This window comes from Rhodococcus sp. 06-418-5 (assembly GCF_002258285.1).
In the GTDB taxonomy this organism is placed as follows: Bacteria; Actinomycetota; Actinomycetes; order Mycobacteriales; family Mycobacteriaceae; genus Rhodococcoides.
Genome location: NZ_NOYE01000031.1, coordinates 313,600 through 325,026, shown reverse-complemented (window position 1 = coordinate 325,026; position 11,427 = coordinate 313,600). Strand labels below are relative to the sequence as shown.

Sequence of the window (11,427 nt, the reverse complement as noted above, 5' to 3'; positions counted from 1 at the left end):
TTCGGTGAGGAAGAAGTCCTATGGTCGTAGAATTGCAGACATATGGCTACCGATCCTCGCGTACACCAGCGATATGTCCGATCAGTGCATGGAACGACCAGGTAGGAGCGGACGAATGGACGACGTCTCGAGGCGTGTGGAGTTGGACGACACCGATCGGCGCATCCTCACCGAGTTGACCGCCGACGGTCGGGTCTCGATGCGGGTACTGGCCGATCGATTGAATCTCTCTCGTGCACATACGTATACGCGTGTCGATCGGTTGAAGGACTCGGGGGTCATCGAGCGGTTCACCGTGCAGGTCGACCATGCGGCGTCAGGGCTGGGGACCTCGGCGTTCATTGCGCTGTCCATCCGTCAGGATTCGTGGCGGACCGTGTCCGAGGGTTTGCGTGCAATGGAATTCGTCGACCATTTCAGTTTGCTCGGTGGCGATTTCGACGTCTTGGTGCTCATCAGGACTCCCGACAACGAGAGTTTGCGGCAGGTGGTGCTGGAGGGTTTGCAATCACTCGACGGAGTCCGCGCGACTCGCACGTGGTTGATCTTCGACGAGGATCGAGGCGGTCTGGGACGCACGACGCCGCCCACCGAACGCTGACGGTGGGCGGCGTCGAACAGATCACGAGTCAGAAGTTGCCGCGAGCGTCCTGCTCACGCTCGATGGCCTCGAACAAGGCCTTGAAGTTGCCGATGCCGAAGCCGAGCGAGCCGTGGCGTTCGATCAGCTCGAAGAACACCGTGGGGCGATCGACCAGAGGCTTGGTGAAGATCTGCAGCAGATACCCGTCCTCGTCTCGGTCCACGAGAATTCCACGCTTCTGCAGTTCTTCGATCGGTACCCGGACGTTGCCGATGCGGGCCCGCAGTTCCGGGTCCTCGTAGTACGAATCGGGGGTGGCGAGAAATTCGACGCCCGCTGCGCGCAGGGCATCGACCGAAGACAGGATGTCGTTGGTCGCGAGCGCCAGATGCTGTGCGCCCGGGCCTCGATAGAAGTCGAGGTACTCGTCGATCTGCGATCGCTTCTTGGCGACGGCCGGCTCGTTCAGCGGGAACTTCACGCGGTGGTTGCCGTTGGAGACGACCTTGCTCATCAACGCCGAGTAGTCGGTTGCGATGTCGGCTCCGACGAACTCGGCCATGTTCGTGAATCCCATGACGCGGTGATAGAAGTCCACCCACTCGTCCATCTTGCCCAACTCCACGTTGCCCACCACGTGATCGAGGGCCTGAAAGATCCGCTTGGGAGCGCCTACCGGTCGCTGCAGTGTCGACGTCCGCGGCACGTAGCCGGGGAGGTATGCGCCGGTGTACCGGGATCGGTCGACCAACGTGTGCCGGGTGTCGCCGTAGGTGGCGATGGTCGCAGTCCGCACCGTGCCGTGCTCGTCGGAGATATCGGTTGGTTCCTGCAGTACTCGCGCGCCCTGCGCCCGCGCATGCTCGATGCATCGATCCACATCCGGGACGGCCAGTGAGATGTCGATGACGCCGTCGCCGTGGCGGGTGTGGTGTGCCACCAGGTCGCTGTCAGGATCGACGGCTCCCGTGATGACGAATCGCACTGCGCCCGACTTGAGTACGTACGCGTGGTGGTCGCGCTGACCTGTCGTCGGGCCGGAGTACGCCACCAATTCCATGCCGAAGGCGGACTGGAAGAAGTGCGTGGTCTGCGTCGCGTTGCCGACGACCCACACGATGGCGTCCCAGCCGCTGACCGGAAAGGGGTCGCGTTTGTCGTCGTACTCGACCAGGCCGACGAGCTGTCGGAGCTGATCGGCGTCGAGGTCGGCCAACCGTTCGTCGTCGTTGAGAATGCTGTCGAGGCTCATTGAATCTCCCTGTTGCCGAGCTGGCGTCGTGTCGACCAGTTGTTCCGTCGAGCAAAACATCTGGCGGATAGGTCGTCAATCGACCTCGTTTCTACTGTCTCAGCTGTACGGATAGCGCAGACGATCTCTCGTTTTGCTATACGATATGTCTAGAAAATACGATGACCACCGAGGTGCACGATGGAACCGACGCTCGACAAGCTGGACCGCGCAATACTCGCTGCGCTGCAGGACAATTCGAGAATCGGGGTGCTCGAGCTGTCACGGAACCTCGGGGTGGCACGGGCGACGGTGACAGCGAGGCTGCAACGGCTGGAGGACAGCGGCGTCATCACCGGCTATCGACCGCGAATCGGTTTGGCTGCAGCAGGTTACGGGGTCCAGGCGTTCGTCACTTTGGAGATCGCGCAAGGTGCGCTCGGCGACGTCGTCGCTGTGCTCGAGCAGATCCCCGGCGTCCTGGAAGCCTTCGCCACCACGGGTGCCGGTGATGTGTTGTGCCGAGTCGCGGCTGCCTCACACGACGATCTGCAACGAACTCTTATCGTACTCAACCAGTCTCGTACGATCGCCCGGTCGACGAGTGTGGTGGTGCTTTCGGAGCTGGTCGAGTTCCGAACGATGCCGCTGCTGAACACCGCAGAGACCGATCGAACGCCGAAAGCCCCCGCCTACCGACCCTCGCGGGAATGAGGGCGGTGAGCAGGGGCGTGTCGGTTCGCCGAGTCAGGTGACCGACGGTGCAACCACAGTCAGAAGCCAGACCGTCGGCGGGGCGAGCAGAACGACGAGTCCGCAGTACCCCAGCATCTTTCGCTGGAATCGGGCCTTGTCGTCCACTCGTGCTTCGGCCAGGACCATGACACCGTTGGTGGAGAACGGGCTGACGTCGACCACCGTCGCCGAGAAAGCAATGGCAGCAACGAATCCGATGGCACCCAGCTCACCGGCGGCGAGCATCGGTGCAGCGAGGGGTAGGGCGATACCGATGGTGCCGATCGACGATCCGAATGCCGAGATGATGGCCACCGCGTAGCAGAGGATCAGTGCCGTCAGCAGTGGTGAGCCGAGGGCCGACGCGGCGTCGCCGAGGAATCCCAGTGTGCCGTTCTGGGTCATGACCGTCATGTAGGTCTGGACGCCGCAGACGAGGACCACGGCGGGCCAGGCGATGTTGTCGACCACCTTGGGGTGGGTCTTGGGTGCCAACAGCAGCAGCACCACCGACACGCAGATCGCGCTGACGCCGATGTCGACACCCAAGGTCACCGACAGCAGTACCAGGGCGGCGATGCCGAGGAGCGTGAGGATACGCACTCGATTCAGCGGAACGGGCTGATCGGGAACCGTTGTGACCGAGGCAGCTTCGATGGGATCGGCCTCGACTTGCACTGCGGTGCCGCCACCGCTGCCCTCGGGCAACCCGGTGTGGCCCGGACGCGGTCCGGACGGCGTCGGCAGCCCGCCCGCCTGGTCGCGCAGGTCCTGAACGTCGAACGCACGGGTTCGATCTGTGATCAGGTCGCGGCCGAGAACGAGGAAGAGCACGAGAGCGATGAAGGTGTTGAGCACGAACGGGATGAGGAACAGGGCCAGCGGATGTGAGCCGACTCCGGTGGAATCCATCAGGCCGTTGACGAAAGCGCCGTACAGGTTGATCGGGGAGAAGCAGCACGCAAGAGCGCCGTGGCTCACGACCATGCCCATGAGGAAGGGATTGATGTTGTTGCGCTTGGCCAGTGGCATCGCGATCGGTGCCAGCATGCCGACGGCGAGAACGGAGCCGAGGGCCATCAGCAGCCCGGACAGCAGGAACATCATCCACAGAATGGCCCAGCGTCGCCCGCCCACCAGTCGGAGGGAACGATCGATGACGACGTCGATGGTTCCGTTGGCTTTGGCGATGGCGAACAGCAAGGTGATGCCGCCGACGATGATGAACGTACTACCGGGGAATGCGTCGATGATGTCGTCGATGGGGATGCCGGATATCGCGCCACCGATGAGGAACGCGCCGGCGAAGGCGAGTAGACCCATGTTGATGGGAGTGATCGTCGCGACCGTGAAGATGGCGATGAGGGCGACGATCGAGATTGCGTAGACCATGGCTGGCCTTTCGGACGGAGGATGAGGTTGTGCCGCGGAGGAAGCGGCGATGCGCGGGCCGGAGCCCGCCTGATCACAGTGCGGAGGCGGGGGTGGGGAGAGGTAGGGCGCGATCGACCACTGCACGAGCGAGATCGGCAGCGGCGGTGAGACCGTCAGTGTCGATACCGGTGTCGATTCCGGCGCGATGGAACGTATCCACGAGCTGTTCGGTGGCCAGGTTTCCGTGCGCGCCCGGGGCGAAGGGACAACCGCCGTACCCGGCGAGTGCGCTGTCGAAGTATTCGATCTCGAGGTCGAGTACTGCACGTACCGCTGTGTCGAGGGCCTGATCGTGAGCGTTGTGCAGATGCAGGCTGATTGTCAACTCGGGCAACGCTGTTCGTACGGCGTCGACACCGGTCAGTACCTGGTCGGTGGTGGCGATCCCCAGCGTGTCGGCCAGACCGAGGCTCGATACACCGATGTCGGCCATGCGTTCACACACTTCGACGAGCCGCTCGGGCGTGATGACGCCGTCGAACGGGCACACGAATGCGGTACTGACCCCGCCGATGAATGTGCGGTCCGGATGCAGTGCGACAGCGGAACTCAGATCGCGCAAGGCGTCGTCGGGCGAGCGTCCGGCGTTGGCGCGGCTGTGGCTCTCGCTGGCGGACGTCACGATCTGGATCACGTCGATGTCCGTCTCGGCTGCCCGGTGGACACCGCGACTGTTCAAAGTCAGTGCACTGTAACGACTTCTGTCTCGGCGGGGTGCGAGTCTCACGACTTCCTCGGCGTCGGCCATCTGCGGCACCCGGGTGGCAGAGACGAACGACGCGATCTCGAGCGAGGTGATGCCCGACGCAAGGGTTGCATCGAGCACCGCCAGCTTGTCCGCGGTGGGGACGATGCACTTCTCGTCCTGCAGACCATCGCGGAGATAGACGTCGGTGATGTTGACGCGCGGCATTTCAGATCACCTTCCTGGCGCGGAGATCGTCGAGCTGCTCCTCGGTGAGACCGAGTGTGCGGCCGAGAACATCGTCGGTGTGCTCGCCCAGATCCGGGCCCGCCCACTTGACGGCGGTGGCGGTGTCGCCGAAGCGCGGAACCACTCCGGGAAAGCGCACTTCCTCGGTGCTGCCCTGTTCCACCGAGACTTTCAGAGGCTGCACCATGCCGCGGGCGACGAAGTGCTCGTCCTCGGCGATCTGGCCTGCGTCGAATACCTCTCCGACGGGAACGCCTGCAGCACCGAGCTCGTCGACGACCACGGAGGTGGGGCGCGCCGATGTCCACGACGAGATCGCCTCGTCGAGCTCGGCCTCGCGCTGAAATCGTCTGTCGCCGTCGGCCAAGTCGGGGTCCGCGGCCAGGTCTGCTCGGCCGACCGCGGTCATGAGCCGGCCGAACACGCTGCTCGAGTTACCGGCGATCATGACGCTGCCGTCCTGGGATGGGTAGATCCCGCTGGGGACCACGCCGGGAAGATTGCCCGCTGTGCGCTGGCGGACGGTGCCGTATGCGTCGAAGTCCGGGACCAGTGATTCCATGGCCATGAACACTGCTTCGTAGAGTGCGACGTCGGCGACCTTGGGCCGAGAATGATCTCCGCTGCGTTCTCGAGCGAGCAGCATCACCAGAGCGCCGACAGCTCCGTGGAGTCCGGCCAGGACGTCTCCGATGGGTGCGGCCGGGCGCACCGGGTCGCGATCTGCGTGCCCGGTGACGTGGCGAAGTCCGCCGAAAGCCTCTGCGACACCTCCGAATCCCGCGCGATCGCGATGGGGGCCGGTTTGACCGTAGCCCGAGATCCGCACCAGGACGACGTCGGGATTGACTGCCTGCAGACGATCGGGCCCGAGACCCCACCGCTCGAGTGTGCCGGGTCGAAAGTTCTCGACGACGACATCGGCGGTTTCGACCAGGCGCAGCGCCAGATCGCGGCCGTCGTCGGTTCGAAGGTCGAGGGTCACAGAATGCTTGTTGCGGGCAATGGTCCGAAACATCATGGAGGTGTCTCCGCGGCTTCGACGCCAGCCGCGGAGTTCGTCTCCGACGCCGGGGCGTTCGATCTTGATGACTTCGGCACCGAAGTCGGCGAAAAGACGACTGGCGAACGGTGCGGCGATGAAGTTGCCCAGCTCGATCACACGGATTCCGTGCAATGGGCCGTTCTCGGTAGTGGTGGACACCGGTGGTCACTCCCTGCAGTTGGGTAGTAGGTCCGAGTGAAGATGTCGATTATCATTATTTGATAAATACATTATCTTCTGGTAGGAATGACCATAGTGTGCTGGATCACTGATGACAAGCACTGTGACGTGGATTCCAGAAATAGCTGTACCGATGGAAGGAAACGGGAACTCATGACCGATACGAGCTCAGGGTCGATGCTGCTCGCGCTCGAATGCGGATCTCCGAACGTCGACGCGTCCGCGTGGGTCGCCCCCACTGCGACGCTCGTCGGACGAGTGAATCTGGGGCCGGACAGCAGTGTCTGGTATCGGGCCGTTCTCCGCGCCGACACCGAAGAGATCACGGTCGGCAGTGGGTCCAATATTCAGGATGGCGTTGTCGCACATGTGGATCCGGGCTATCCGCTCACGATCGGTGCGAACGTGAGTGTGGGACACAATGCCGTCCTGCATGGTTGCGCCGTCGGCGACGGAACACTGGTCGGCATGGCTGCCGTCATCATGAACGGCGCAGTGGTGGGAGAGAACTGCCTCGTTGCAGCAGGCGCGCTGGTGACCGAAGGCGCTCGTATTCCGCCCAGATCATTGGTGGCGGGTGTCCCCGCCAAAGTTCGGCGGGAATTGACCGACGAGGAGGTCGAGCACTGCACGGCCAACGCGCTCACCTACCGCACCTTGGCCGGAGTCCACCGTGGTGCTCGGCGCTGCTGACGACGTCGCGGATCGGTCCGACACCTATGCTGCGTAGTCAGTGTCGGTCAGGTCGCCGGTGCAGTGCCGGAATCGAAAACGGAGGTCGACAGCAGTGACGGACGGTAGCGCCGACACCACCACCGGGGTTCTGGCTCGGGCCGCAGCGATTCTCAACGCCGTCGAGGCGTGTCCGCGGACCACCGGCGACCTCGCCAAGATGCTGGGTCTGTCTGCATCGACGGTCTATCGGCTGGTCGGCGAGATGGTGCGGTACTCGATGCTGCGCCGGGACAACGACGGTCTTGTTCATCCCGGTGATCGCTTCGGTACGTCCACTCTCGGCGGACTCGCGGTGCCGATTCTCAGGCGTCTGCGGCAGGAGACCGGCGAATCCGCGCAGCTGTGGGTACTCCGGGGATCGCATCGGTTGTGTCTGGTGTCGGAGGATTCGGAGCACGAACTCCGGGCGTCCTTGCCCGCGGGGGCGCTACTTCCGCTCGGAGCGGGGTCGGCCGGTCACGTGTTGGCAGGCGACCTCGACGCCGACGCCGAGCGTCGGGCCCGCGGGTGGTGGGAATCGGCGTCGGAGCGAACCCCGGGCCTGACCTCGGTGAGTGCACCGGTCCGCCGGGACGAGCGCATCGTCGCCGCCGTCTGTGTCGCGGGTCCGATCGAGAGGGTGGCGACGTCGGCCGGACTGCTGTGGGGGCAGGCCGTGCGCGACGCAGCGCTGGAGATCGAGAAATCTCTGGTCGTGCGATCCGAGTGGTAGCCAGTCGTTCAGGCCGGCGTGATCCGGCCCCGGACGTCACCGAAGCCGATGCGCGAGCCGTTCGGCCCCGGGGCGCTGGCGGCAATGACGACCTCGTCGCCGTCCTCGAGGAAGGTGCGGGTCTCCGCGCCGAGTGACACTGGTTCCTTACCACCCCAGGTGAGTTCGATGAAGGCACCGCGCTGATCCTTCTCGGGTCCCGAGATGGTGCCCGAGGCGAACAGGTCACCGGTTCGGCTGGTTGCGCCGTTGACGGTCTCGTGCGCCAGCATCTGCGCCGGCGACCAGTACATCGCACTGTAGGGCGGGTGGGACACGGCATGGCCGTTCCACGAGACCGTCAGATCGATGTCCAAAGCCCACGAACGAGATTCGCGGAGGTACTCGAGCGGCTCCGGATCCTGAACCGGCGTCGAGGTTCGCGCGTGTTCGAGCGCGAGCAGGGGAACCACCCACGGTGAGATGGACGTCGCGAAACTCTTGCCGAGATTCGGCCCCAGCGGCACGTACTCCCAGGCCTGGATGTCGCGAGCCGACCAGTCGTTGACGACGACGGCACCGAACACGTGCTCGGAGAACCGATCCGGCGGTATGGGCCCGTTGGACGGAACACCGACGACGAAGCCCATCTCGGCCTCGATATCCAGTCGCCGACTCGGACCGAACGTGGGCGACGCCTCGTCGGGTGCCTTGCGCTGACCGCACGGCCTCCTGACGTCGGTACCGGAGACGAACACCGTGCCGGCCCGGCCGTGATACGCAACGGGCAGGTGCTTCCAATTCGGTAGCAGCGGTTCGGCATCGGGGCGAAAGAGTCGACCGAGGTTGGACGCGTGGTGCTCGGAGGCGTAGAAGTCCACGTAGTCGGCCACCGCGAACGGCAGGTGCATCGTGACATCGGAAACGGACACGATTGCGTCCGTGGGGGTGGTGCGACTGATGAGCATGTCGGTGACGGACGTGCGCACCTCCACCCAGCGGGTGCGTCCACGGGACATGAACGCATTGAGGCTGGGCGAGGCGAAATCGGGATCGTCCACAGCGACGGAAAGATCGATCACGGTGTCGCCGTACCGAACTCCTACGCGTGCGTCGGTACCGGGAGTGCTGAAGATGCCATAGGGGAGGTTGTCGATTCCGAACTCGGAATCGGCGGGGATGTCGATGTGCGTCATGGACGGCGCTCCTGATGTACGGGGGTGGGGCTCACAGGGGTGGCACGAGGCCGAGGGCGACGAGATCGTCGAGGGGTTCGCGGACGCTGCAGGTACCGAAGGAGGCGAAAGCGCGTTGGCCCTCGATCCCGGCGACGAGCCCGGCGAGGACGTCTGCATCGCGGATCGCCAGTATCTTCTCGAGCTCGCCGACTCGCGCGCCGCTGTGGGCGGCCTGCGCCGCGAGGATCACGTTGAGGAAGCCGTGTTGCTCGAACCCGTTGTCGGGATCGGTGTTACGAGCCGCATGGTGCAAGCCCGCGGTGGCTTTGAAGTGGACCTCACGCTGCGCGGCCTCGTAGATGGACGCGGCGAGCTCCTGCTCGTCCGGGTACAGGTCGGCCGTGACTCCGCCGGTTCTGAATTTGGCGCGATAGCCGAACTCGTCGACTGCATCGAAGATGGCGTCTCGTCGGGCATCCCGGGGAATCTCGACGTAGATGTCGATGTCCTGAGTGATGGTGCGCAGGGCATCGATGTCGGTGCCGTCGGGGACTGCCACTTCGATGGCCACGACGGTCACCCCGGCCGTGCGGTCGGCAGCGCGTAGGCCGGCCTCGACACTGCCTGGTCCGGCAGGTGCGGTCAACGCCACCTCCATCCGGGTACCCAGGTCGAGTTCGGTCACCCGGTCCATGGGAACGACCAGCGGGCCCACCAGGTCGGCGAAGGCGCTGGCCCGGTACTCGAGGTGTTGTGCCACAGCAACATCGAGCGGCGCATCGCCGGGAGGGAAGACAGCGGCGTCGTCGCACAGACGATGGAAGAACTTCGGGATCATCGGTTCGGTCCCCGGCCGGCCCACGTCCAGGCATAGCCGGTGTCCTCGCACGCGAGCGCACCTTCGCCGAGTTCGAGCGGGCGGAACGTATCGACCATGACGGCCAGTTCGTCGAAGAACTCGGCACCGATGCTGCGTTCGTACGCACCGGGTTGCGGTCCGTGAGCGTGACCGCCCGGATGCACCGAGATCGATCCCTGCCCGATCCCCGAGCCCTTACGGGCTTCGTAGTCGCCGCCGACGTAGAACATGATCTCGTCCGAGTCGACGTTGGAGTGGTAGTACGGCACCGGAATCGCCAGCGGGTGGTAGTCGACCTTGCGCGGAACGAAATTGCAGATCACGAAGTTGGCCCCCTCGAACGCCTGGTGCGCCGGTGGTGGTTGATGCACTCGGCCGGTGATCGGCTCGTAGTCGGAGATGTTGAACGTGTACGGGTACAGGCACCCGTCCCACCCCACCACGTCGAACGGATGCTGCGGGTAGACGTAGCGCGTTCCGACGATGCCCGTCGAACCACGATGTTTGACAAGCACTTCCACGTCCGTTCCCTCCGCGAGCAGAGGCTCGGATGGACCGTGCAGATCGCGCTCGCAGTAGGGCGCGTTCTCGAGCAGCTGGCCGAACTTCGACAGGAAGCGCTTCGGTGGCGCGATGTGGCTGTTGGCCTCGATGGCGTACGCGCGCAGGGTGCCGTCGGGAATCCAACGGTGCGTCGTCGAACGCGGAATGAGCACGTAGTCACCCTGCTGTGCCTGGAGGGTTCCGAATACCGTTTCCACTGCAGCAGAACCGGATTCGATATACACCATCTCGTCACCGATCGAATTGCGATACAGCGGTGAGGTTTTCGACGCGACGACATAGGACAGTCTGACGTCGGCGTTACCGAGGACGAGTCGCCGGCCGGTGACGACGTCGGTGTCGGCGACGACGGAGTCCGGGAACAGCTCGTGCAACGTCAGGTGTCGCGGCTTCAGCGGATGGTTCGGCGTCGTCGATTGATCGGGAAGCTCCCAGACCGTGGCATCGACGATGGCCGAGGGAATGTGGCGGTGATAGAGGAGAGACGAGTCCGAGGAGAAGCCCTCTTCGCCCATCAGTTCCTCGAAGTAGAGGTTGCCCTCTGGAGTTCGATGCTGGGTGTGCCGCTTCGGCGGCACCGATCCGAGCTGGCGGTAATAGGCCACGTCGTCGCTCCTGGGTCGAGTTCACCGGATGTAGTAAATACATTAACTATTTCGACGTGATCTACGCAACCGTCAGTTCCGTCCGCGGACGTCGAACTGGCTTCGATTGGTGATCAGCTTGGTCAACAACATCACCAGAATCCGCTGCTCGGGCTCGGTGAGCGCGCTGGCCCACGCGTTCTCCCGCTCGTTCTGCTCGGCGAACGTCTCGATCATCTCTGCGTGACCACGCTCGGTGAGGGCCAGGCGAACCGAACGCCCGTCGGACTCGTCGGGGGTGCTGACGAGCAAACCGCCCGCGATCAGGGATTTTGACAGGTTCGATACGGTCGCGCGACTCATGCCGGTCAATTCGGCGGCCCGCTTCGGCTCGATCGGACCCGCCAGCCACGTGACGAACATCAGCCGGAACGACGACCATGACCAGCCTCGCGGGCGATGAACCGTCGACTCCAGGTCGTACGTGACGATGTTCGACGCCCGGTTGAGCGTCAGTAGAACCTCTGTGGCCAGCTGATGCTCGAAGCCGTACTTCCGGGCCAACGTGCTGTTGGCGGTCTCGATGAACGACCAGAAATCGGGCTCGGGTGAGTCGGTCACGGATTCACTGTAACCACGAAACCATCTGATCAACACCTTTATCATTTCGCTGG

12 protein-coding genes are annotated in these 11,427 nt (G+C 64.0%); 4 read left to right on the top strand and 8 right to left on the bottom strand.

The genetic code is table 11. The features are described from left to right. Positions 1-115: 115 nt before the first annotated feature. Positions 116-601 (top strand): Lrp/AsnC family transcriptional regulator, encoded by a 486-nt coding sequence (locus CH274_RS22895; protein WP_045198207.1) that lies wholly within the window; start codon positions 116-118, stop codon positions 599-601. Positions 602-629: 28 nt separating this feature from the next. Here the strand turns inward: CH274_RS22895 and hppD are convergent, their stop codons facing one another. Then, on the bottom strand, positions 630-1,835 hold the full coding sequence (gene hppD, locus CH274_RS22890) for a 4-hydroxyphenylpyruvate dioxygenase (RefSeq protein ID WP_094659015.1): 1,206 nt from the start codon (positions 1,833-1,835) through the stop codon (positions 630-632). 180 nt (positions 1,836-2,015) lie between these two features. Here hppD and CH274_RS22885 point away from each other — a divergent pair, with 180 nt between their 5' ends. Continuing rightward, complete coding sequence (locus CH274_RS22885) at positions 2,016-2,528, top strand: Lrp/AsnC family transcriptional regulator (protein ID WP_032395390.1); 513 nt, start codon at positions 2,016-2,018, stop codon at positions 2,526-2,528. Positions 2,529-2,561: 33 nt separating this feature from the next. On the opposite strand, the gene CH274_RS22880 is transcribed toward CH274_RS22885, so the two are convergent. The 3 genes from CH274_RS22880 to CH274_RS22870 all read right to left on the bottom strand — a co-directional run bounded on the left by CH274_RS22880 (position 2,562) and on the right by CH274_RS22870 (position 6,121). Further along, complete coding sequence (locus CH274_RS22880; protein WP_094646562.1) at positions 2,562-3,941, bottom strand: SLC13 family permease; 1,380 nt, start codon at positions 3,939-3,941, stop codon at positions 2,562-2,564. Between the two features lie 73 nt (positions 3,942-4,014). Then, entirely contained in the window at positions 4,015-4,896 is an 882-nt protein-coding gene (locus CH274_RS22875) for a hydroxymethylglutaryl-CoA lyase (protein WP_094659014.1), read from the bottom strand. A 1-nt stretch (position 4,897) separates the two neighbouring features. Further along, positions 4,898-6,121, bottom strand: a complete 1,224-nt coding sequence (locus CH274_RS22870; RefSeq protein WP_094646564.1) for a CaiB/BaiF CoA transferase family protein — start codon at positions 6,119-6,121, stop codon at positions 4,898-4,900. A 174-nt stretch (positions 6,122-6,295) separates the two neighbouring features. Between CH274_RS22870 and CH274_RS22865 the strand changes: the two genes are divergently transcribed. Further along, a complete protein-coding gene (locus CH274_RS22865) occupies positions 6,296-6,835 on the top strand; it encodes a gamma carbonic anhydrase family protein (RefSeq protein ID WP_256993675.1) in 540 nt (179 codons plus the stop codon). A gap of 94 nt (positions 6,836-6,929) precedes the next feature. Further along, complete coding sequence (locus CH274_RS22860) at positions 6,930-7,589, top strand: IclR family transcriptional regulator (RefSeq protein ID WP_032395386.1); 660 nt, start codon at positions 6,930-6,932, stop codon at positions 7,587-7,589. Between the two features lie 8 nt (positions 7,590-7,597). On the opposite strand, the gene fahA is transcribed toward CH274_RS22860, so the two are convergent. From fahA to CH274_RS22840, 4 genes are all read right to left on the bottom strand, one after another. Continuing rightward, a complete protein-coding gene (gene fahA / locus CH274_RS22855; protein WP_094659012.1) occupies positions 7,598-8,764 on the bottom strand; it encodes a fumarylacetoacetase in 1,167 nt (388 codons plus the stop codon). A 31-nt stretch (positions 8,765-8,795) separates the two neighbouring features. Beyond that, positions 8,796-9,584 (bottom strand): hypothetical protein, encoded by a 789-nt coding sequence (locus tag CH274_RS22850; RefSeq protein ID WP_179275828.1) that lies wholly within the window; start codon positions 9,582-9,584, stop codon positions 8,796-8,798. Beyond that, positions 9,581-10,774 carry a homogentisate 1,2-dioxygenase gene (locus CH274_RS22845; RefSeq protein WP_094659011.1) on the bottom strand — a complete coding sequence of 398 codons (1,194 nt, stop codon included), beginning with the start codon at positions 10,772-10,774 and terminating at the stop codon, positions 9,581-9,583. Before CH274_RS22845 ends, CH274_RS22850 begins: the two co-directional genes overlap by 4 nt. Before the next feature lie 72 nt (positions 10,775-10,846). Next, positions 10,847-11,419, bottom strand: a complete 573-nt coding sequence (locus CH274_RS22840) for a MarR family winged helix-turn-helix transcriptional regulator (protein WP_094646568.1) — start codon at positions 11,417-11,419, stop codon at positions 10,847-10,849. Positions 11,420-11,427: the final 8 nt, after the last annotated feature.

Excerpts from the sequence above, each read along its gene's own strand:
- CH274_RS22895 (WP_045198207.1), top strand. The coding sequence starts at position 116 with ATGGACGACGTCTCGAGGCGTGTGGAGTTGGACGACACCGATCGGCGC.
- hppD (WP_094659015.1), bottom strand. The coding sequence starts at position 1,835 with ATGAGCCTCGACAGCATTCTCAACGACGACGAACGGTTGGCCGACCTC.
- CH274_RS22885 (WP_032395390.1), top strand. The coding sequence starts at position 2,016 with ATGGAACCGACGCTCGACAAGCTGGACCGCGCAATACTCGCTGCGCTG.
- CH274_RS22880 (WP_094646562.1), bottom strand. The coding sequence starts at position 3,941 with ATGGTCTACGCAATCTCGATCGTCGCCCTCATCGCCATCTTCACGGTC.
- CH274_RS22875 (WP_094659014.1), bottom strand. The coding sequence starts at position 4,896 with ATGCCGCGCGTCAACATCACCGACGTCTATCTCCGCGATGGTCTGCAG.
- CH274_RS22865 (WP_256993675.1), top strand. The coding sequence starts at position 6,296 with ATGACCGATACGAGCTCAGGGTCGATGCTGCTCGCGCTCGAATGCGGA.
- fahA (WP_094659012.1), bottom strand. The coding sequence starts at position 8,764 with ATGACGCACATCGACATCCCCGCCGATTCCGAGTTCGGAATCGACAAC.
- CH274_RS22850 (WP_179275828.1), bottom strand. The coding sequence starts at position 9,584 with ATGATCCCGAAGTTCTTCCATCGTCTGTGCGACGACGCCGCTGTCTTC.
- CH274_RS22840 (WP_094646568.1), bottom strand. The coding sequence starts at position 11,419 with ATGATAAAGGTGTTGATCAGATGGTTTCGTGGTTACAGTGAATCCGTG.